At 72.5% G+C, this 21007-nt stretch carries 17 protein-coding genes; 5 read left to right on the top strand and 12 right to left on the bottom strand.

All coding sequences use genetic code 11. The annotated features are described in order from the left end of the window. Positions 1–82: 82 nt before the first annotated feature. From AB4880_RS14355 to AB4880_RS14330, 6 genes are all read right to left on the bottom strand, one after another. Positions 83–706, bottom strand: coding sequence for an alpha/beta hydrolase (locus tag AB4880_RS14355; RefSeq protein ID WP_367919894.1), 624 nt, complete (start codon positions 704–706; stop codon positions 83–85). After that, the gene (locus tag AB4880_RS14350; RefSeq protein WP_367919893.1) at positions 699–1988 is read right to left on the bottom strand and encodes a cryptochrome/photolyase family protein; all 1290 of its coding nucleotides are present in this window, start codon (positions 1986–1988) and stop codon (positions 699–701) included. Before AB4880_RS14350 ends, AB4880_RS14355 begins: the two co-directional genes overlap by 8 nt. A 33-nt stretch (positions 1989–2021) precedes the next feature. Beyond that, the gene (locus tag AB4880_RS14345; RefSeq protein ID WP_367919892.1) at positions 2022–3434 is read right to left on the bottom strand and encodes a phytoene desaturase family protein; all 1413 of its coding nucleotides are present in this window, start codon (positions 3432–3434) and stop codon (positions 2022–2024) included. A gap of 106 nt (positions 3435–3540) precedes the next feature. Further along, entirely contained in the window at positions 3541–4806 is a 1266-nt protein-coding gene (locus AB4880_RS14340) for a PucR family transcriptional regulator (protein ID WP_367919891.1), read from the bottom strand. A gap of 64 nt (positions 4807–4870) precedes the next feature. Further along, entirely contained in the window at positions 4871–6340 is a 1470-nt protein-coding gene (locus AB4880_RS14335) for a class I adenylate-forming enzyme family protein (protein ID WP_367919890.1), read from the bottom strand. Continuing rightward, a complete protein-coding gene (locus AB4880_RS14330) occupies positions 6337–8115 on the bottom strand; it encodes a DUF3556 domain-containing protein (protein WP_367919889.1) in 1779 nt (592 codons plus the stop codon). The genes AB4880_RS14335 and AB4880_RS14330 overlap by 4 nt, the downstream gene beginning before the upstream one ends. 192 nt (positions 8116–8307) lie before the next feature. Here AB4880_RS14330 and AB4880_RS14325 point away from each other — a divergent pair, with 192 nt between their 5' ends. The 5 genes from AB4880_RS14325 (at position 8308) to AB4880_RS14305 (ending at position 15651) form a co-directional block, all read left to right on the top strand. Continuing rightward, complete coding sequence (locus AB4880_RS14325; protein WP_367919888.1) at positions 8308–9375, top strand: glucose 1-dehydrogenase; 1068 nt, start codon at positions 8308–8310, stop codon at positions 9373–9375. Continuing rightward, positions 9369–11240, top strand: a complete 1872-nt coding sequence (locus tag AB4880_RS14320) for a glycoside hydrolase family 15 protein (protein WP_367919887.1) — start codon at positions 9369–9371, stop codon at positions 11238–11240. Before AB4880_RS14325 ends, AB4880_RS14320 begins: the two co-directional genes overlap by 7 nt. A 128-nt stretch (positions 11241–11368) precedes the next feature. Continuing rightward, positions 11369–12880 carry an MFS transporter gene (locus tag AB4880_RS14315; protein WP_367919886.1) on the top strand — a complete coding sequence of 504 codons (1512 nt, stop codon included), beginning with the start codon at positions 11369–11371 and terminating at the stop codon, positions 12878–12880. A 57-nt stretch (positions 12881–12937) separates the two neighbouring features. Beyond that, on the top strand, positions 12938–14392 hold the full coding sequence (locus tag AB4880_RS14310) for a DUF1800 domain-containing protein (RefSeq protein WP_367919885.1): 1455 nt from the start codon (positions 12938–12940) through the stop codon (positions 14390–14392). 5 nt (positions 14393–14397) lie between these two features. Beyond that, a complete protein-coding gene (locus tag AB4880_RS14305; protein ID WP_367919884.1) occupies positions 14398–15651 on the top strand; it encodes a DUF1501 domain-containing protein in 1254 nt (417 codons plus the stop codon). A gap of 930 nt (positions 15652–16581) precedes the next feature. Here the strand turns inward: AB4880_RS14305 and AB4880_RS14300 are convergent. The 6 genes from AB4880_RS14300 to AB4880_RS14275 are packed head-to-tail and all read right to left on the bottom strand — an operon-like array spanning position 16582 to position 20821. Next, positions 16582–16965 carry a DUF1304 domain-containing protein gene (locus AB4880_RS14300; RefSeq protein ID WP_367919883.1) on the bottom strand — a complete coding sequence of 128 codons (384 nt, stop codon included), beginning with the start codon at positions 16963–16965 and terminating at the stop codon, positions 16582–16584. Continuing rightward, positions 16962–17798: an SDR family oxidoreductase gene (locus tag AB4880_RS14295; protein ID WP_367919882.1), complete on the bottom strand. Its 837-nt coding sequence runs from the start codon at positions 17796–17798 to the stop codon at positions 16962–16964. Before AB4880_RS14295 ends, AB4880_RS14300 begins: the two co-directional genes overlap by 4 nt. After that, positions 17795–18703 (bottom strand): ABC transporter substrate-binding protein, encoded by a 909-nt coding sequence (locus tag AB4880_RS14290; RefSeq protein WP_367919881.1) that lies wholly within the window; start codon positions 18701–18703, stop codon positions 17795–17797. Before AB4880_RS14290 ends, AB4880_RS14295 begins: the two co-directional genes overlap by 4 nt. Further along, positions 18700–19368: an ABC transporter permease gene (locus AB4880_RS14285; RefSeq protein ID WP_367919880.1), complete on the bottom strand. Its 669-nt coding sequence runs from the start codon at positions 19366–19368 to the stop codon at positions 18700–18702. The genes AB4880_RS14290 and AB4880_RS14285 overlap by 4 nt, the downstream gene beginning before the upstream one ends. Next, positions 19365–20012, bottom strand: a complete 648-nt coding sequence (locus AB4880_RS14280) for an ABC transporter permease (RefSeq protein ID WP_367919879.1) — start codon at positions 20010–20012, stop codon at positions 19365–19367. The genes AB4880_RS14285 and AB4880_RS14280 overlap by 4 nt, the downstream gene beginning before the upstream one ends. Next, positions 20009–20821 (bottom strand): ABC transporter ATP-binding protein, encoded by an 813-nt coding sequence (locus AB4880_RS14275; protein ID WP_367919878.1) that lies wholly within the window; start codon positions 20819–20821, stop codon positions 20009–20011. Before AB4880_RS14275 ends, AB4880_RS14280 begins: the two co-directional genes overlap by 4 nt. Positions 20822–21007: the final 186 nt, after the last annotated feature.

The raw sequence follows: 21007 nt of genomic DNA, 5'->3' as shown, positions 1-21007 counted from the left end.
GCCGGTCCTCGCGTCTCACCCGGCATTTCCGTCGCCGATCCGGCGGATCTACGACGGAGATGCCGGGTGAGACGCAGGACGGTCAGCCGAGGATCTCCCGCACCGCCGCGGCGGTGAACGCGTCCCACAGCGGAGCCCGCCGCAGCATGTAGTGGCCGACCGGTCCCATGTCGGTGTAGTCGGCGTCGGCGATCGTCGCGGCGTGCTCCACGAAGCGCCGGGTGGCGCGCGGCGAGGTGACCTTGTCGCGGCGCCCGTGCGCGGCGCGCAGCACCTTGCCGGTGAGCGGCGCGATCGGGTCGTCCGGCGGCAGCCACGGGGCGAGCGCGACGACGCCGCGCACCGACGGGTGGTCGGCGACGGCCACGCCGGTGCGTGCGCCCATCGAGTGGCCGACGACGGCGACCGGGAGGTCGCCGTACGTCCGGACGATCTCGTCGAGCGCCCACCGCGCGTCGGGGACGGGCGAGGGCAGCACGTCGGCGGCCGCGTTCCAGCCCTTCATCCGGTAGCGCAGCACCGCGACCCCGACGCCGTCGGCGACGAGCGCGGGCGCGATGTGCTGGCCGAGGGTGCGCATCCGCCGCCAGGCCAGGCTGCGACCGTCGACCGGCGTCTGGGCGTGCTCGGCGCCGCCGTGCAGGAGGAGGGTGAGCGCCCGCATCCCGTCGGGCGTCCAGCGGTCGGTGAGCTGCGGATCAGGCACGGTTTCCTCGGATCAGCTGGTACGCCGTCAGCGCCTCCGCGCGCTGTGTCGCGTGGTCGACGATCGGCTCGGGGTAGTCGGGGCTGTCGAGCTCGGGGATCCAGCGCCGCGCGTAGACGCCGTCCGGGTCGAACTTCCGGCCCTGCGTGGTCGGGTTGAAGATCCGGAAGTACGGCGCCGCGTCGGTGCCGCATCCCGCCACCCACTGCCAGTTGTGCTGGTTGCTCGCCAGGTCGCCGTCGACCAGGTGCCGCATGAAGTGGCGCGCGCCGTAGGTCCACTCGACGTGCAGGTCCTTGACGAGGAAGGACGCGGCGATCATCCGCACCCGGTTGTGCATCCAGCCCTCGGCGAGCAGCTGGCGCATGCCGGCGTCGACGATCGGATAGCCGGTCCGGCCGGCCGTCCACGCCGCCAGCCGGCGCTCGCGCTCGGTGCCGGTGACATAGGGCAGCGCCCGCAGCTCGGGGCGGAAGTAGGAGCGCGCGGACTCCGGCCAGGCGTGCAGCACGTGCGCGTAGAACTCGCGCCAGGCCAGCTCGCGGCGGAAGGTCTCGTCGTGCGGCCTGCGCAGGTCGAGCCCGGCGAGGACGGTCCGCGGGTGGATCTCGCCCCACCGCAGGGCGGGGGAGAGACGGGACGTCTCGTCGAGGTCGGGCCGGTCGCGGATGTCGTCGTACGGCGTGCCGCGGAAGGCCTCCCAGCGCTCCCGCGCGGCCGCCTCGCCGACCGGCTCGTCGCCGGACGCGGCCTCGGGCAGCGCGACCCCGGACGCGCCGACCCAGTCGACCGCCGCCGGGTCGGACGCGGCCGGCGCCCGCCAGCCGTGCTCGACCCAGGCCCGGTAGAAGGGCGTGAACACCTGGTAGGGCTTGCCGCCGCCGGTCCGCAGCCGCCCCGGCCCGACGGCGTACGGCGAGCCGGTGCGCGTGAGGGGGACGTCGAGTGCCTCCTCGACGCGGGCGTCGCGCGCGGCGCCGTAGGGACCGAAGTCGGCACTGACGTGCACCGCGCCCGCGCCGATCTCGGCGGCGAGCTCGGGGACGACCTGTTCCGGCCGCCCCTTCCGTACGACGAGCCCGGGGCCGTGTGCGCGCAGGTCGGCGTCGAGTGCCCGCAGCGACCGGAACAGGTAGTCGCGGCGTGGCCGGCCGGACGGCCCGAGCAGCGCGTCGTCGAGCACGAACAGTGGCAGCACCGGCCCCTGCTCGGCGGCGGCCAGCAGAGCGGGATGGTCGCCGAGCCGGAGATCCCGGCGGAACCAGAGGATGGTCGGCGTCACCCCGCCATGCTGGCAGACGGCTGGCTGCGGCCGTCAGCGCAGCCCGAGGTCGCGGAGCGCCAGCTGTGCGGCGCGGTAGCCCGCCATCCCGTGGGCGCCCGGCCCCGGGGGAGCGGCGGCCGAGCAGAGGTAGACGCCGCGCGCGCCGGTCCGGTAGGGGTTGCGGCCCGGCCGCGGCCCGAGCAGCAGCGCCGCGGGCGACTTGGCGCCGGTGAGGATGTCGCCGCCCACGTAGTTGGCGTTGCCCGCGGTGAAGTCGCCCGGCCGGGTGACGTGGACGTCGACGATCCGCTCCCGGAAGCCCGGCGCGAAGCGCTCGATCTGCGCGGTGATCGCCGCGGTGGCGTCGCCGTCGAAGCCGGCCGGGACGTGGGCGTAGCTGTAGACCGGGTGCACGTCGCCGCGGGAGCGCGACGGGTCGGCGAGGTACTGCTGGCCGAGCAGCACGAACGGCTGCTCCGGCATCCGGCCGCGGGCGACCGCCCGCTCGTTGGCGATGATCTCGGCCGGGCCGCCGCCGAGGTGCACGGTGCCGGCGCGGCCGACCGCCGCGTCGCGCCACGGGACGCCGTCCTGGACCGCGAAGTCGACCTTGAAGGCGGCCGGTCCGTAGCGATAGCGGCGGTAGGCCCGGCGGGTGCCGGCGGGGAGCTGGTCGTCGTACAGGCGCAGGGCGGACTGCGGCGCCAGGTTGAGCAGGACGGCGTCCGCGCGCGGCAGCTGGGAGACCGCGGTGACCGGCACGCCGGTCTCGATCTTGCCGCCGAGGTCGGCCAGCGCGGCCGCCATCGCGTCGGTCAGGGCCTGGGTGCCGCCGACGACGACCGGCCAGCCGTCGTGGTGGCCGGCGGTCAGGATCCCCATGCCGATCGCGGAGGAGACGACCTCGGTGAGCGGCCGCATCGCGTGGGCGGTGGTGCCGAGGAAGAGCGCGCGCGCCTGCTCGGTGCGGAAGATCCGGGCGAGCAGCGCGGCGGGCAGCACGGTCGGCGCGCCGAACCGGCCCATCAGCAGCGGGTGACGGGGGAGGTGCACGACCGGGCCGAGGATGTCGCCGGCGAAGGTGGCGTAGCTCTTCGACGGTCCGCCGAAGAGCATCCGCCAGCGGCGGCCGTCGGCGCCCAGCCCGGCGGCGGTCTCGGCGACCGAGCGGTGCAGCAGCGCGGCCGGGCCGTCGTCGAGCGGGTGGGCGGCGTCGATCTCGGGCCAGGCCCACTGCAGGCCGTAGCGGTCGAGCCCCTCGAGCACCGGCGACTGCAGCGCCATCGGGTGGAAGGCCGCGCAGTGGTCGACGAGGATCCCGTCGCCGAAGGGCTGGGTGGTGCGGGTGCCGCCGCCGATCTCGTCCTGCGCCTCCAGCACGGTGACGCTCACGCCGGCGCGGGCCAGGGTCAGGGCTGCGGCGAGGCCGTTGGGCCCGCTGCCGATCACGATGGCGTCGGTCATGGCACGACGGTAGGGCGTGGACGGGGTCTGATCCCATGTCCCGCGGGGCCGGAGTTGCGGCGGTGACTTTGGTCTTCGCGCACAAGTCCCGGCGTGGGCGTCGCCCTCACGCGGACGCCGCCAGCACCGCCCGGCCGAGCCAGTGGCAGGCGGTCAGCGCGAGCTCGATCGCCTGCCGGTCGCTGCTGATCGAGCGGCCCAGGGCCTTCTCGGCGGACGCGATGCGGTACTTCACCGAGTTCTTGTGCATGAGCATCGCCTCGGCGGTGGCGGTGTAGCTGCTGTCGTTCTGGAAGAACAAGAGCAGCGTGTGGCGCAGCCGCTCGTGCTGCTCGTCGTCGCGGGCCAGGTCGCCGAGCGTCTCCCGCACCCACGCCCGCGTGGTGTCGAGGTCGTGGGTGAGCAGCGCGGCCACCTTGAGGCCCGGCTCGTCGAAGCCGGTGACCGCGCGCGGGTCGTCGCCGACCATGGCCACCTGCTGGGCGTCCAGCGCCTGGCGGTGGGTACGGCGGAAGCCCTCGACGCCCGCGGCCGCGCGGCCGAGCGCGACCCGCGGCACGGGAGGCCCGCCGGTCTGCGCGAGCACCGCCGCAATGCCCGTCAGGTCGGGGACGACGTCCTCGGCGACGGCGAACCACGCCCATGCGGTGGCCCGGTCGCGCGGGATCACCAGCGGCGACCGGGTGGAGCCGAGCTGCTCGGCGATGACCGTGGCGGCCCGGGTGAACCGGGCCAGCTGGTCGCCCTGGGTGCCGGTCTCGTGCACCCACAGCACCGCGCCCAGGTGGGTCACCCGCAGCCGGTAGCCGAGCGTGGTCTCGGCGGCGTCGACGTCGCTCACCGTGCCGGCGATCAGCTCGTCGACCCGGCCGACGCGGGCGCTGTTGCGCTCGGCGAGCCAGCGCTCGCGCTCCTCCTCGTAGACGGTGATGACCCGCTGCGAGATCCAGTCGATGTAGTCGAAGGTCACCTGGACGACGCGCTCGTACGCCGACGTCCGCGCCTCCGGCGGCGCCGGGATCCGCTCGCACTCGGCGAAGACCAGCTCCAGCAGGTTCTGCTGTCCCAGCCGGTAGGCGCGGACCAGGGCGCTGACCGGGACGCCGCGCTGCGCGAGCCGTCGCGCGTACTCGAACGCCGCCGACGGCGGCTCGATCTTGTCGAGCGCGATGTCGTGGCGCAGCGCGTTGAGGATGTTGTCGATATTGCCCTCGATGCTGGCGTAGAGCAGGTCGATGATCGCCGCGTCGCCGTCGAGCTCCTCGATCCTCGTCGCCAGCCGGTCGCGCAGCGCGCCCGTCAGGTCGGGCAGGCGCGGCTGCAGGGCGGCCGCGACCGTCTCGACGAGATCGGCGCCGGATCGCTCAGCCACGCCCGCATCCTCGCAGACCGGGAGCGACGCGGCGCGTGGATGGGCGCGGGGATCGGCGCGCGGCTCAGACCGGGCTCGGCTCACGCAGCAGCCCCTTGACCAGCTTGCCGACGGAGTTCTTGGGCAGCTCGGCCCGGACCTCGACCTCGGCCGGCACCTTGTAGCGCGCCAGCGACGCCGCGCAGTGGGCGAGCAGCTCCTCCGGCGTCACGACCCGGCCGGGCCGCGCCGCGACGTACGCGACCGGGACCTCGCCGAGGACGGCGTCCGGCCGCCCGACGACGGCCGCCTCGAGGACCGCGGGGTGCCCGTACAGGCACTCCTCGATCTCCTTCGGATAGATGTTCTCGCCGCCGCGGATGATCATGTCCTTGATCCGGTCGACGATCCGCAGATAGCCGTCCTCGTCGATGATCCCGACGTCGCCGGTGTGCAGCCAGCCGTCGCGGACCACCCGCGCGGTCTCCTCCGGGCGACCGAGATAGCCGCGCATCACGTTGGCGCCGCGGATCACGACCTCGCCGCGCCGGCCGCTCGGCAGCGGGGAGCCGTCTGCCGCGACCACGGCGACCTCCTGGCCCGGCAGCGCGATGCCGACCGTACCGGCCTTGCGGACGCCGGCGACCGGGTTGATGGTCGACGCGACGGTGCCCTCCGAGAGCCCGTAGCCCTCGACCAGCGGCACGCCGAACCGCTCCTCGAAGCGGGCGATCAGCTCGGCCGGCATCGGCGCCGCGCCGCAGATGACGAAGCGCAGCGAGGAGGTGTCGGCCTCCCGCTCGGTGCGGGCGTCGAGGACGGCGTAGATCGTCGGCACCGCCGAGAAGTACGTCGGCCGGTGCGTCTCGACCAGGTCCCAGAAGGTGTCCGGCGAGAACCGCGGCGCCACCACCACGTCGCCGCCGGCCCGCAGCGCCGACAGCACGCCCGCGACCAGGCCGTTGCAGTGGAACAGCGGCAGCACCAGCAGGCTGGTGTCGGCGGGCGAGAGCGTGAAGTGCTCGATCAGCGAGGCGCTCATCGCGTCGACGTTCGCGTGGTCGAGCAGCACGCCCTTCGGCTTGCCGGTCGTGCCGCTGGTGTAGATCACCAGCGCGAAGTCGTCGGCCGCGGCCACCGGATCCCGCTCCAGGAGCGGGCTCTCGTCGCAGGCGTGGACGTCGGCCACGTCGACCCACGCGATGCCCAGCGCCGTGGCCAGGTCGCGCGACCGCTCGTCGCCGACCAGCACCGCGGCGGCCGAGTCCTCCAGCTGGTAGCGCACCTCGTCGTCGGTGAGCACCGGGTTGACCGGCGTCAGGGCCGAGCCGCGGAACCAGGCGGCGAACATGGTGGTGACGATCTCGCCGCAGTTGGGGAGCAGGACGGCGACCGTGTCGCCCGGCGCGACGCCGAGGTCCTCGAACCTCCGGGCAAGACGTCGTACGGCGTCGGCGAAGGCGGCGTTGTCGAGCACCCGCTCGCCGTCCCGCAGGCAGGACCCGGTCGGGTCCTGCGCCGCGCGGACGAACGGGATCCGGGCCAGGGGGCTCATGCGCGCACCGCCGGCGTCGGGGCGTCGCTCCGGCGCCAGGTGACGGTCGTCGGGACCGGGCCGTTCGGCAGCCACGGCTGCTCCTTCACGCAGTCGGCGACCAGCCAGGTGCCGCGCTCGACGATGCCCAGGGCGGCGTCCATGACGAAGTACTCCTGCGTCCGCTTGTGGATCGGCTGCGACTCCACCCAGACCACGACGAACTCGCCGGGCTCGAAGCCGACCCGTCGCTGGATCGCCTCGATGAGCTGGTCGTCGTGCAGGTGGCCGTCGCCGAAGTTCCAGCCGATGACCGAGTTGCAGCAGAACTCCGCCTCGCGCAGCGAGTAGGTCTCGTAGTCGGCGCCCAGGTGGTTCTGCAGCACCGAGAACAGGCCACGGCCCTGGCTGTGCATCGAGCGCCAGGCCAGCGTCATCTGCATGGTCATCTCGGCGACGTCGGGGTCGTAGCCCATGCCCTCGACGAGCTGGTCGATCTGGTTCTTCGCCGGCCGGGTGAGCTGGTTGAGCTTGGCCTCGGCGCCGGGGGCGAACGCCCAGGTGGCCGACGCCCAGTTGCCGGCGTACTGGCGCATGGAGGGGAGGAAGGAGACCAGGTCGGGACGCAGGTTGCCGAGGACCGGGAAGAACAGCAGGGCCGCGACGAACGCCGGGAGCATCCACGGGGCGCTGAAGTCGGTCACGCCGTAGCCGTCGCCCGCGAAGTGGCCGGCGAACAGGAACACCGTGATGTAGGCGAAGAGCAGGTTCCACTCCAGTGGCACCGCCAGTGGGAAGGTCTGCGTGATGAACAGGTGGAAGAGCACCATCGCGCCGACCGCGAGCAGGGTGATCGTCCAGTCGGTGCTGAACAGCAGGACCAGCGGGACGACCAGCTCGGCCGTCGTACCGAGGACGTGGGCCATGAACCAGGCGGTCCGCGACGGCAGGAGGTCGTCGGGCAGCGAGCGGTAGTGCGCGCGCTTGACGAGCTTGGGCGCGAAGGGGGCGTTCGACACCATCGGCGGGACGACGTTCTCGAAGTGCGGGTTCATCTTGGAGATCGCGGCGCCCACCCAGACGAGGACGATGATCAGCTTGGCGGCGACGATGAAGTCGGTGAACGTGAGCACCGGGCCGGTGAGCGCCGAGATGACGAGGATCGGCAGGTACTGCTCGCCGCGGGCGGCGAGGAAGAGGACCTTGTCGCGCAGGCCGCAGAGCACCAGCAGCACCGCCGGGATCGCCATCAGCACGGGGTCGACCAGGTCGACACCGGCGCCGTCCATGCGGACCCCGCCGGACGCGGCGGCGTACAGGAAGCTGGCGAGGGTGGCGAGATAGAGCAGGACGTCGAACGGGCTGCGGTTGTCGCCGCGGGTGAAGGGCACCTTGGCCGGCCACGGTGGGAGCCGGATGGTGTCCGGTCGCGCCCAGTAGCTGATGCCGCCGGTCATCGGCTTGAAGTGCGCCGCGAGCGGACCCCACGTGCCGCCGATGCCGAACAGTTCGAGGAAGAGCGTCCAGAGCACGAGCTTCTGGTAGATGATCGGCTGGTCCCACCAGCTCGCGACGTCGAGCGGGCCGCCGACGTCGGAGGTGAGGGTCGCGAGCGCGACGCCGCCGCCGATGGAGAGCACCAGCAGCTTCACGATGTAGATGGTGTGCACCATCTTCGGGGTGCCGAATCCGTACTCGGACCAGAAGGTGGCGAGGAGGCGGATCCGCTCCTGGCGCCGGCGGGTGAGGAACTCCGCCGGGTCGACGGGCGGGACGTCGGGGGTGAGGAAGGGCATCGGTCTGGCTCCCTGCTGGCGATGGGTCGGTACGGACCGCTCGGCGATCCGGATCGACGGTAGGTCCGCCGCTGTGGCCGGGGTCACGGCCGCGACGACCGAAGATCCGGGCCGGCTTCGGTCGTCGCCGACAAGGGCCGTCCGACCCGCGGACGTCGTATGGAGGCCGCTCCCGACGGGTACGCCTGGCAGGTGAGGGCATTGACCGTCGAGCCGGGCGCAGCAGACTCCCTGCGCGTCGACACGGTGCCGGACCCCGAGCCCGGCCCGCACGAGCTGCTCGTCGAAGGCCTCGCCCTCGGCGTGTGCGGCACCGATCGCGAGATCGCGAGCGGCGCCTACGGGACGGCACCGCCCGGCCGGGACCGGCTGGTCCTCGGCCACGAGTCGCTCGGCCGGGTGCTGCAGGCGCCCGACGGCAGCGACTTCGCCGAGGGCGACCTCGTGGCCGGGATCGTGCGCCGCCCCGACCCCGAGCCGTGCGGGGCGTGCGCGCGTGGCTTCTGGGACATGTGCCGCAACGGCCGCTACACCGAGCGCGGCATCAAGGAGCACGACGGCTACGGCAGCGAGCGGTGGACGGTACCGACCGAGTACGCCGTCGCCGTCGAGCAGGGGCTCGGGCTCGCCGGCGTGCTGCTCGAGCCGACCAGCGTGGTCGCGAAGGCATGGGAGCAGGTCGACCGCACGGGAGGGCGCAGCTGGTTCGAGCCGAAGCGCGCCCTCGTCACGGGCGCCGGGCCGATCGGTCTGCTCGCTGCCCTGATCGGCGTGCAGCGCGGGCTCGACGTACGGGTGCTCGACGTGGTGTCCGGCGGGCCCAAGTCGGACCTGGTCGCGACCCTCGGCGCGACGTACGTGTCCGACGGGATGGCGGCCGCGACCGACCGCTGGGAGCCGGACGTCGTCATCGAGGCGACCGGTGTCGGCCGGCTCATCGTCGACGCGATCGCCGCGACCGGGCCGTACGGCATCGTCTGCCTGACCGGCGTGTCGTCCGGGGGACGCCGGATTCCCGTCGACATGGGCTCGATCAACCGCGAGCTGGTGTTGGAGAATGACGTCGTGGTCGGCTCCGTCAACGCCAACCGCGACCACTATGCGGCCGCGGCGCGGGCGCTCGCCGCGGCTGATGCCGACTGGCTGCGGCGGGTGATCACCCGGGTCGCTCCGATGGCCGATCCGGCGCAGGCGTTCGCGCGCCGCGACGGCGACATCAAGACCGTGATCGCCCTCGCCGACGAGGTCACCGGGTGGTGAGCGGCCCCGCGCGGCCTCGGCCGATCGAGGACTACGCGATGATCGGCGACCTCCACACGGCCGCGCTCGTCTCGCGCACCGGCTCCATCGACTGGCTCTGCCTGCCGCGCTTCGACTCACCGGCCTGCTTCGCCGCGATCCTGCACGACGAGCGCGCCGGCAGCTGGCGGCTGCGGCCCGACGGCGCCACGGAGGTCACCCGCCGCGAGTACGTCGGCCACTCGCTCGTACTCCGCAGCCGCTGGGAGCAGGACGACGGCGTGGTCGAGGTCCTCGACTTCATGCCGCCGCGTGGCGAGGCGGCCGACGTGGTGCGAATCGCGACCTGCGAGCGCGGGCGGGTCGCGATGACCTCCACGCTGCGGCTGCGGTTCGACTACGGCAACGTCGAGCCGTGGATCAGCGGCGAGGAGGCCGACCTGACCGCGATCGCCGGCCCCGACACCGTCCGTGTGTTGGCGGACGTACCGATGATCGTCGACGACGGCACACTCCACTGTTCGTTCACGCTCGACGAGGGCGAGAGCGTCGCCTTCGTCGCGACGCACCAGGCGTCGCACCGCAGTCACGCCAAGCGGGCCGAGCCCCGGGCCGCGCTCGACGACACGCTCCGGTTCTGGGAGGACTGGGTCGGCGACTGCGCCTACGACGGCCGCTGGGAGGCCGAGGTGCGGCGCGCGCTGGTCCTGCTCAAGGGGCTCACCTATGCGCCGTCCGGCGGCATCGTCGCCGCCGCGACGACGTCCCTGCCCGAGGAGCTCGGGGGAGTGCGCAACTGGGACTACCGCTACTGCTGGCTGCGCGACGCCGCGTTCACGCTCCAGGCGCTGCTCGGCGCGGGCTTCGTGTCCGAGGCGAAGGCGTGGCGGCAGTGGCTGGTGCGCGCGGTCGCGGGCGACCCGGCCCAGCTCCAGATCATGTACGGCGTCGACGGCACCCGCCGGCTGCCCGAGCTCGAGCTGCCGTGGCTCGCGGGCTACCACGGGTCCGCGCCGGTGCGGCAGGGCAACGAGGCGGTCCGCCAGCTCCAGCTCGACGTCTGGGGCGAGGTGCTCGACGGTCTGCATCTGGCGCGGGAGACGGCGCTGGAGCCCACGGACACCGCGTGGAACCTGCAGGTCGCGCTGCTCGACTGGCTCGAGAAGCACTGGCACGAGCCCGACAACGGGCTCTGGGAGGGCCGCGGTCCGCGCCGCCACTACGTGCACTCGAAGGTGATGGCGTGGGTCGGGCTCGACCGCGCGGTGCTGAGCGTCGAGGAGCACGGGCTGCCCGGGCCGGTCGACCGGTGGCGCCGGCTCCGCGACGAGATCCACGACGACGTCTGCCGCCACGGCTTCGACGAGGAGCGCGGCACGTTCACCCAGTTCTACGGCTCCGAGGGCCTCGACGCGGCGTTGCTGCTCATCCCGCGCGTCGGCTTCCTGCCGTGGGACGACCCGCGGGTGGTCGGCACCGTCGACGCCGTCCGGCGCGAGCTGTGCCACGACGGGTTCGTGCGGCGCTACGACCCGCGCGCCGACGGCGGCGCCGACGGGCTGCCCGGCACCGAGGGCGTCTTCCTGGTGTGCAGCTTCTGGCTGGTCGACGCGCTCCACGGCATCGGCCGTGTCGACGAGGCCGAGGAGCTCTTCGAGCGCCTGGTCGCGCTGCGCAACGACGTCGGCATGCTGAGCGAGGAGTACGACCCGGCGCACCGCCGGCATCTGGGCAACACGCCCCAGGCGTTCAGCCTGGTCGGCCTGGTCAACTCGGCCCGGCTGCTGAGCGGCGGCACCACCCAGACCGGTCACCGTCGTACCCGGCAGATCTGTCGTGAAACGGCCGGTACGACGACAGATCTGCCGGGTGCGACGAATCGGTGAGGTTTCTCGATCCCGTTCTACGGGAGCAGCCGTCCGGCGTCGTCCGCCGCTGCCCTGTGATGTGCGGCACGTCCGGCGCCGCCGGGCTGGCGCCGAGCCCGCTCGGCCTTCCGGAAGGAACTCACCCGATGGTCACCGTCCCCGACAGCGCCGTGCCGCCGTCCGGCCACAGCGCCGCCGCGCCGGAGCGGTGGACACCGCGTCTGGTGTTCTCCCTCGTCTCGATCGTGCTGCTGCTGGAGATGCTCACGATCAGCTACCTGATGATCTCGATGGCACTGCCGACGATCGCCGCGCACTACCAGACGAACCAGGTGGCCTGGCTGCTCACGGCGTTCCTGCTCTTCGGCGCCGTCGCCGCGCCGCTCGTCGGCCGGCTCGCCGACCTGCACGGCAAGCGCCGGATGCTGCTGGTCTGCGTCGCCGGCGCCGCACTCGGCTCGCTGATCTCGGCGGTCGCGGGCAGCTACGGGATGCTGATCGCGGGTCGCGCGCTCACCGGCCTGCTCGTCCCGTGCCTGTTCCTCAGCTACTCGCTGATCCGCGACGTCTTCCCGCCCCGCACGGTCGCGCTCGCGGTCAGCGTCGCGACCAGCGGCATGGGCCTGATCGCCATCCCGGCGCCCTTCCTGACCGGCTGGCTGATCGACAACCACGGCTTCCGCAGCATCTTCTGGTTCGCCCTGATCGGCCTCGCCGTGCTCGGCGTCCTGATCGCGCTCACCACCGACGAGTCCCCGCTGCGCAGCAAGGCGCGGCTCGACTTCGTCGGCGCGATCCTGCTCGGCGGCGGCATCGCCGGCGTCCTGGTCGCGGTCAGCTTCGGCCCGACGTGGGGCTGGACCGACGCCAAGACCCTCACCTACCTGCTCGGCGGCGCGGCCCTCGTGGTCGGCTGGCTGGTCTCCGCCCGCACCGTCCGCGAGCCGCTCATCGATGTCGACGTGCTGCGCCGTCGCCCGGTTCTGCTCACCACGATCAGCGCCGGCTTCGTGTACGGCGCGAGTGCGCTCTTCACCATGCTGCTGCCGATGATCGCGATGACGCCCGCCATCCTCGGCCTCGGCTACGGCTTCGGCCTGACCGCCGAGGGCTACGCCGTCTTCCAGGCGCCGATCGGCGCGATGGGCATGGTCGGCGGTCTCGTGATGGGCCTGCTGGTCAGCCGCAAGGTGCGCCCGCAGCCGCTGCTCGTCGCGGGCCTGGTCACCATGGCCGCGGGCTTCTTCGTCGTCGGCGTCGCCCACGACAGCAAGGGCCTGCTGGTCGTGCTCGCCGGCGTCTTCGGCTTCGGCCAGGGCCTGGGCTACGCCGCCGTCCCGAACCTGCTCATCGCCGCGGTCCCGCCGCAGCTGCAGGCCTCGACCGCGAGCATCGTCGGCGTCTTCCAGAGCGCCTTCCCGGCCATCTTGCCGGTCATCGTGTTCGCCGTCCTCAACAACTCCTACGTCGCCCCGCTCCCGCCGGAGATGACCGGTGGCGCGGTGCTCTACACCAACGACGGCTACCTGACGGCCTTCCTGATCAGCGCCGGTGCCACGGCCATCGGCGCGGTCGTCGCGCTGATGCTGCCCCGCACCATCCAGCAGGTCGAGACCGACGCGGTCGCGGTCGACGGATCGGTCGCCCTGGCGCACTGACCCTCCCCATCCCGTCACCCTGCTCAGGAGGGCGCCGTACCGGCCGATCTGAGCAGGGTGACGGCTTCTCGGAAGACGAAGGTCCCGAGCCGCGCCACGCTGCACGCGCTGCAGCGGCTCACGGCCGGCTACACGCCGGCGCTGCGCCAGCAGGTCGAGGCGGCGGGCGGCTTCACGCGCTGGTTCGACCGCCAGCTCACCGGTGGGTACGACGACCGCTGGTACGCCCAGACCGCCGCCTGGTGGACCTCCGTCAATGCCACGCCCGCGCAGCTGTGGCAGCGCGACCGGGACGACGTCGAGGGCCTCTGGCGCGCGGACGCCAACTACCAGTGCTGGACGCTGGCCCGCCGGATCGGCTCGCAGCGCCAGGTGCTGGAGACGATGACCGACTTCTGGGAGCACCATCTGCACGTCCCGGCGAACGGTGAGGTCGGGCCGTTCCGGACGTCGTACGGCAAGACGGTGCGGGCGCACGCCCTCGTCAAGTACGCCGACCTGCTCGAGGCCGCGATCACGCATCCGGCGATGGCGGTCTACCTCACCAACGCCAACTCCTCGAAGCGCGCCCCCAACGAGAACCTCGGCCGTGAGCTGCTCGAGCTGCACACCGTCGGCCGCGGCCAGTACGGCGAGGCCGACGTCAAGGCGTCCGCGAAGATCCTGACCGGCTACCGGGTCGGCCTCTGGACCGACTGGGCCTTCTCCTACGACCCCGCGCAGCACTGGACCGGACCGGTCACGGTGATGGGCTTCAGCCACCCCAACAGCGCCCCCGACGGGCGGCCGGTGCTGGCGGCCTACCTCGGCTATCTGGCGCGCCACCCCGCCACCGCGCGGCGGATCGCGACCAAGCTGGCGATCCGGTTCGTCTCGGACACCCCGCCCGCCGCGCTGATCGGCCGGCTGGCCGCGGTCTACCTGAGCAATGACACCGCGATCGTGCCGGTGCTGCGGGCGCTGGTGGCGTCGCCGGAGTTCGCGGCGGCGCGCAACGTCAAGGTCCGCACGCCCGCCGAGGACGTCGTCGCGACCTGGCGCGCGCTCGGCGTGCGGATCACGCGGGCGCCGCGCAACGGCATGGGCGAGGACGAGACCGGCGCCAACGAGATCCTGTGGCAGACCACGGGCCTCGGGCTGGCGCCCTTCGCCTGGCAGCGACCCGACGGCCGGCCGGACAGTGCGGCGGCCTGGTCGTCGACGTCCCGCTTCCTGGCCTCGCTCGACGTGCACTACACGCTGGCGGGCGGCTGGTGGCCGAAGCAGGGACTGGCCTATCCGGCGGCCCGCGCCTGGCTGCCGAAGAAGCAGGTCCGCTTCGCGGCGCTCGTCGACCACCTGGCTCGGACCATCCACGGCCAGCCCGCGAGCGCGCTGCTGCAGCAGGTCGCGCGCGAGGCGACCGGCTGTCGTGCCGGCGAGGTGATCACCCCCAAGCACCGGATCGTGCGCTGGGAGATGGCCCGGCTGCTCACGGTGTTCCTCGACAGCCCGATCCACATGACGAGGTGAGCGCGATGACCGAAGGCTCGCACGACTGCGCGGAGTACGCCGGCCTCAGCCGCCGCGGACTGATCCGCGGCGCGCTCGCCGTGGGCGCCGGCCTGAGCGTCGCGACGGCGTACGGCGGCGCCTTCGTCGAGACGTCGTACGCCGCGACCCGATCGGCGCCGGCCGTCCTCGTCGTCCTCTCGCTGCGCGGCGCGGTCGACGGGATGAGCCTGGTCGTGCCCCACGCCGACCCGGCGTACTACACGGCGCGGCCGCGGATCGCCGTCCCGGCCGCGAGCCTGCTCGCCAAGGACTCCTTCTTCGGGCTGCACCCCAACCTCGCGCCGCTGCTCCCGCTCTGGAACGCGGGCAAGGTCGCCGTCGTCCACGCCGCGGGGCTGCCCGCCCCCAACCGGTCGCACTTCGCGGCGATCGAGGAGGTCGAGGACGCCGACCCCGGCTCCGCCGCGCGGATCGGCTGGCTCAACCGGCTGATCGGCCGCGACGCCTACGCGCACCCGTTGCAGGCGGTCCAGCTCGGCGAGTCGGTGCCGCCGGTGTCGCTCGCGGGGCCGCAGCCGAGCGTCGCGGTCGAGAGCATCGCGGACATGCGGCTCTCCGGTGCGGACAAGTGGGACACCGCGGGACGTCGGCCCCGCTCGATGCGGACGATGTGGTCCGGCGTCGGCGGCCCGCTCGGCGCGGGCGCCCGCTCCGCGATGCAGGCGGTGGCCGACTTCGGCCCGGTGCGGGCGACGTCCGCGACCCCGGCCAACGGCGCGCACTACCCCGACGGCGACCTGGGCCGCGCGCTCTCCGCCGCGGCCCGGACCATCCGCGGCGACGTCGGCGCCGAGGTGATCACCGTCGATCACGGCTCCTGGGACCACCACTCCGGGCTCGGCACCCTGGAGTGGGGCGAGATGCAGCGGATGGCGACCGAGCTCGCCTCGGCGCTGGCCGCCTTCTTCACCGACCTCGGCCCGCTCGGCGAGAAGGTGACCCTGGTGACCGTCTCCGAGTTCGGCCGGCGCACCAAGGAGAACGCCAACTACGGCCTCGACCACGGGTTCGGGACGGCGATGCTGCTGCTCGGCGCCGGCGTGCGCGGCGGCTATCACGGCCGCTGGCCGGGCCTGGTCGACGACGCGAACGCCGACCTGACCGTCACCACCGACTATCGCAGCGTCCTTGCCGAGGTCGCCGTCCGGCGGATGGGGGCGTCGGCCGCGCAGGTGTTCCCGGGCTTCCAGCCCGAGGCGGTCGGCGCGATCGTCTAGATGTGAGAGCAGCAGGTTCGCCATGAGGTCGACGCGTCGGTCGAGGCAGAGGCGGAATAGGTCACTGTCCCGATGGTCACCGTCTGCACAGGCTGGCTTGTCGGCAAGATCCACTCACACCTGGTGCCCAGGTCGGCGTTCATGACGATTGTCGCCTCGTGCACATCGAACGCGGGCTCAGTTGTCAGGCCAGCAAACGGGGCCAGGGTGTCTACTGCACCGATCCCCAGGACACGCACGCCGGTCTCCCAGAACTCGACGGCGTAGATCACGACCGTAGATGCGCCCAGGGTCACCTGGTCGTGAACAGGCTTGACGAATGGCGGAGACGTCAATGGAAGGAGACCGTCTTCGAGTCGGTGTCGGAGCCGCCTGGCCCCGTCGCAGTGGCTGTCATCTTGGCCCCCCGATCATACGTTCCGACATTCGGACAAGTGCCAAAACTGCCCCGTCTCGAATGATCCGGTGCCGCACTTGCGTCCCGACTTCACCTGCGTCCACTCCGTCGTTCCGTTTGGGCCGCTGCTCTTGCCGTAGAACAGCTTCCAGTCAATGCACGTAGTACCTGTCCGTGCCCATCCCGTCGCGTTGGCCTCATAAGTCAGGCTCACCCCGACATAGGTCATTCGCACGGTGACTGATCCGGGGTAACCGACCGTTGGAATCGTCGGTTCGGCTTGGCTCGGCGCTGTGACCGGGGCGCTCACTAGCGTGAATGCCAGGACGGCACCCAAAGCACTCAGCCGAGCAGCGAGACGACGACCAGGAAAACGAACTTCGACATTAGATGTGACCACGCCCGACCACCTCCGAGATGGACAAGATCGGTTGGTCCACTATGGTGCATTCGAAGTCATACAAAGACAAGTGGTCGGCGGATCGGTGGTCAGCGGTCGCGGCTCCATCGGCATTCGCGGTCGGCGCGATCGTCTAGAGCGCGATCGCGAGCAGCACCACCGCGACCGCCGGGAACGCCAGCTGGGTGATCGCGGCGCGCGCCTTGTCGGGCGACGACAGCAGCAGCACCAGCCCGGCGGCGACCATCGAGCCGGCGCCGGTGAAGACGAGGGTCGCGCCGACCCGGTCGTCGTCGGCCGCTGCGACGCCGACGATGCCGGCCGCGGTGACGACGGCGAGGAAGAGGTTGTAAAAGCCCTGGTTGAAGGCGAGCTCCTTGGTCGCCTCGGCCTCGGCCTGGCTGGTGCCGAAGGTCGCGCGGGTGCGCGGGCTGGTCCAGGTCAGCGACTCCATCACCCAGATGTAGAGGTGCAGCAGGGCGGCGAGCCCCGCGAACACCAGCGCCACGGCGGTCATGTCGGGTTCTCCTCGAGGTAGGCCGTCAGCCCGGTGGGCGGGCGGCCGGTGAGCCGTTCGACGTGGTCGGTCACGCCGGCCATCTCGCCGTGGGCGATCGCGGTGTAGGTGGAGACCCAGGCGTCGTACTGCCACGGCGGCGCCTCCCACCGCAGCCGCGAGGCGTAGGCCTCCTCGACGGTCTCGTCGTGGTAGGTCACGGTGCGGCCGGTGTGGAGGGTGAGGATCGCGGCGATCTCGGTGAAGGTGAGTGCCTCGGGCCCGGTCAGGTCGTAGGTCAGCCCGGCGTGCGGCGCGGGGTCGAGCAGCACCGCGACCGCGGCGGCCGCGATGTCGTCGCGGGTGACGGCGGCGACCCGGCCGTCGCCGGCAGGGCCGCGGATGACGCCGTCGTCGCCGACCAGGTGGGGGATGAAGTCGAGGTAGAAGCAGTCGCGCAGGAAGGTGAACGCCATCCCCGAGGCGCGCAGCGCCTCCTCGGTCGCCCAGTGGTCACGGGCGAGGGTGAACGTCGCGTCGGGCGCGGCGCCGTAGAAGGACGTGTAGACGACGTGCGCGACCTCCGCCTCCGCCGCGGCCGCGACGAACGCGAGGTGCTCCGCGCGCCGCTCGGCGGTCTCGGCGGCGGACACCATGAGCAGGGTCCGCACGCCGTCGAGCGCGGCGACGGCGGCGTCGCGGTCGTCGTAGTCGGCGACCGCGACGGTGGCGCCGGGCAGCTGCGGCGCGCGGGACGCGTCGCGTACGACGAGCCGCTGCGCGACGCCGCGCTCCGCGAGGGCCCGGGCGACGCGTCCCCCGAGCCCTCCCGTCGCGCCGGTCACGCCGATCACGAGACGAGGCCCTCCTTCTTCAGCCAGTCCTTGGCGATCGTCGAGGCGGGCAGCTTCTCGTCGACGCTGCGGGAGTCGAGCTCGACCAGGTCGTCGGGCGACATCGCGGCGCTCACCTTGTTGATGATGCCGGCGGCCTTGTCGTCGACGTCCTTGCTGGCGACGGGGACGACGTGCGAGGCGAGGAAGAGGCCCTTGGTGTCCTCGAGGGTGACCAGGTCGTTCTTCTTGATCGACGGGTCGCCGGTGTAGATGATCGCCAGCTGGATGGTGTTGTCCTTGAGCGCCTTGACGGTGAGCGGGCCGCCGCTGTCCTCGATCGGCGTGAACTTCACGTCGACGCCGTAGGTCTTCTTCAGCCCCTTCGGCCCGTTGGGGCGGCTCTCCGCCTCGGAGTTGGCGCCGAAGGTCATCGGCTCGGTGACCTTGGCCAGGTCGTCGATCGTCTTCAGGCCGTACTTGTCGGCGAAGGCCCGGGTGACGACGTACGAGTCCTGGTCGGTGGCAGGGGACTCGTCGAGCACGTGCAGCCCCTTCGCCTCGGCGGCGGGCACCAGCTCCTGGTAGACGTCCTCGTCGAGACGGGCCGTGGTGTCGGGCTTCCAGACCTGGAGCAGCGGACCGGTGTACTCGGGGAAGAGGTCGATCGAGCCGTTCTCGATGTCCGGCAGGTAGGCCTCGCGCTGGCCGATCTGGAACTGCCGGTCGACCTTGAAGCCGCCGGCCTCGAGGGCCTGGGCGTAGGTCTCGGCGATGATCTCGTTGGAGTAGTAGGCCTGCGAGCCGATCACGATGGTGTCGCCGCCCTTGTCACCCGAGCTCAGCGGGTCGGAGTCTCCTCCGCACGCGGTGAGGCTGAGGGCGGCGGCAGCGATCAGCGTGAGTCCGATGCGGGTGGGATTCATGACGGAACCTTTCCTTGAGTGGGTCGGCTGGCGCGTTGGAGCGCAGCCAGGGTGAGGTCGAGCACGAGCGCCAGCGCCGCCACGAGGAGGGCGCCGGCGAGCATCTGGGCGTAGTCGCGGGACTTGAGGCCGGCGAAGAGGTAGCGGCCGAGACCGGTGTCGGAGATGTACGCCGCCAGGGTGGCGGTCGCCACGATCTGCAGCGTCGCGGCGCGGATCCCGCCGAGCAGGACGTCGGCGCCGAGCGGGATCTCGACCCGGGTGACGATCTGCCACTCGCTCATCCCGACCGCGCGGGCGGCGTCGACCGCGCCGGCGTCGGCGGCCTCGACGCCGGCATAGGCGCCGGCGAGCAGCGACGGGAAGCCGAGCGCGACCAGCGCCAGCAGCGGGGCCTCGATGCCGATGCCGAGCGCCAGCCCGAGCAGGGTGAGCAGGCCGAGGGTGGGCACCGCGCGGACCGCGCCGGCCAGCGCGACGACGACCAGCCGGCCGCGTCCGGTGTGGCCGATCAGGACGCCCAGCGGGATCGCCAGGACGGCGGCGATGCCGACCGCGGCGAAGGTGACCGCCAGGTGCTGCAGGATCCGCGTGTCGATGCCGCTCGGACCGCCCCAGTGGGCGCCGTCGAGGATCCAGCCGATCGCGTCGCCGAAGAGGCTCATCCGGTCGCCTCCGCGGTGCGGCGCCAGGGCGTGAGCACCGCGCCGGTCGCGACGAGCAGCGCGTCGAGGACGATGGCGAGGAGCATGGTGCCGATCAGCCCGGTGAGGATCTCCTCGCGGATGCCGCGCTGGAAGCCGTCGGTGAGCAGGTTGCCGAGGCTCGGGATGCCCACCAGGGCGCCGATGGTGACCAGGCTGACCGTGCTGACCGTGATCACCCGGACCCCCGACAGCAGGACCGGTACGGCGAGCGGCAGGTCGACCTTCCAGAACAGCCCCATCGACGAGAAGCCCATCGCCTCGGCCGCCTCGCGCACCCGCGGGTCGACCGAGCGGAAGGCGTCGGCGGCGGTGCCGGCGAGGAGTGCGGTGCCGTAGACAGCCAGCGCGACGATGAGGGTGAGGCCGGAGCGGAGCGGGATGCCGAGCACGACCGGGATCACGATGAGCAGGGGCAGCGCGGGCACCGAGTAGAGCAGACTGGCGCCGCCGAGCACCGCCGTACCGACCTTCGGCCAGCGCCACGCCACCCGCCCGAGCACGACCGCGACCAGCACGCTGATCGCGATCGCCGGCACCGCGAGCCGGACGTGCTGCACCAGCATGTCGACCGCATAGGAGCGGTTGAGGTCGAGCCAGGTCACGACAGCACTCCGACGGGGCGCCCGTCGCCGTCGACGACGATCGTGCGCCCGGCGACGTCCCGGACCGACAGCGTGCGCTCCGCGCGGCCGGCGCCGACGAAGTCGCGGACGAAGTCGTCGGCCGGCTCGGCCAGGATCTGCTGGGGCGTGCCGGTCTGGGCGACGATGCCGCCGGTGCGGAGGAGGACGACCTCGTCGCCGAGCTTGAACGCCTCGTCGACGTCGTGGGTGACCAGCACGATCGTCTTGCCGAGCTCGGCCTGGATCGCGAGCAGCTGGTCCTGCAGGTCGCGGCGCACGATCGGGTCGACGGCGCCGAACGGCTCGTCCATGAGCAGGATGTTGGGGTCGGCCGCGAGCGCCCGTGCGACGGCCACCCGCTGCTGCTGGCCGCCGGACAGCTGCGCCGGATGCCGCTTGCCGAGCGCCGGGTCGAGCCCGACCAGCTCGAGCAGCTCGAGCGCGGCCGTGCGCGCGGCGCGCTTGGCCGTGCCGTTGAGGAGGGGGACCGTCGCGACGTTGTCGACCACCCGCCGATGGGGGAGCAGCCCGCCGGCCTGCGGGACGTAGCCGATGGATCGGCGCAGCGCGACCTTCTCGAGGGCGTGCACGTCCTGCCCGTCGATGAGCACCGTGCCGGCGGTCGGCTCGACCATCCGGTTGATCATCCGCATCAGCGTGGTCTTGCCCGACCCGGACGTGCCGACCAGCGCGAGCGTGCGGTGGGACGGGACCGTGCAGGAGAAGCCCGTGACGGCGACGGTGCCGTCGGGGTAGGTCTTGCCGACGTCGCGGAACTCGATCCCCATGCGGGCACCCTACGGGTCCGCGGGGACAACGGCGCGGACCTGCGTGCGAGCGACGCACGGGCACCGTGCCAGGCGGCTCCGCGGTCGTACCGGACGAACTGGTCGCGAATCGGTGGATACGACGACCACAACGTCCGGTACGACCGGCACTGTGACCAGGTCGCCGGGTTTCAGACCGAGTCGTCG

Source organism: Nocardioides ginsengisoli (assembly GCF_039537225.1).
Classification (GTDB): domain Bacteria; phylum Actinomycetota; class Actinomycetes; order Propionibacteriales; family Nocardioidaceae; genus Nocardioides; species Nocardioides ginsengisoli.
This window is presented reverse-complemented; position numbering and strand designations above follow the sequence as displayed.

Bases quoted from the DNA above. Each gene is read 5' to 3' on its own strand.
- AB4880_RS14275 (WP_367919878.1), bottom strand. From the start codon at position 20,821: ATGGGGATCGAGTTCCGCGACGTCGGCAAGACCTACCCCGACGGCACC.
- AB4880_RS14335 (WP_367919890.1), bottom strand. From the start codon at position 6,340: ATGAGCCCCCTGGCCCGGATCCCGTTCGTCCGCGCGGCGCAGGACCCG.
- AB4880_RS14285 (WP_367919880.1), bottom strand. From the start codon at position 19,368: ATGAGCCTCTTCGGCGACGCGATCGGCTGGATCCTCGACGGCGCCCAC.
- AB4880_RS14290 (WP_367919881.1), bottom strand. From the start codon at position 18,703: ATGAATCCCACCCGCATCGGACTCACGCTGATCGCTGCCGCCGCCCTC.
- AB4880_RS14345 (WP_367919892.1), bottom strand. From the start codon at position 3,434: ATGACCGACGCCATCGTGATCGGCAGCGGGCCCAACGGCCTCGCCGCA.
- AB4880_RS14305 (WP_367919884.1), top strand. From the start codon at position 14,398: ATGACCGAAGGCTCGCACGACTGCGCGGAGTACGCCGGCCTCAGCCGC.
- AB4880_RS14315 (WP_367919886.1), top strand. From the start codon at position 11,369: ATGGTCACCGTCCCCGACAGCGCCGTGCCGCCGTCCGGCCACAGCGCC.
- AB4880_RS14300 (WP_367919883.1), bottom strand. From the start codon at position 16,965: ATGACCGCCGTGGCGCTGGTGTTCGCGGGGCTCGCCGCCCTGCTGCAC.
- AB4880_RS14330 (WP_367919889.1), bottom strand. From the start codon at position 8,115: ATGCCCTTCCTCACCCCCGACGTCCCGCCCGTCGACCCGGCGGAGTTC.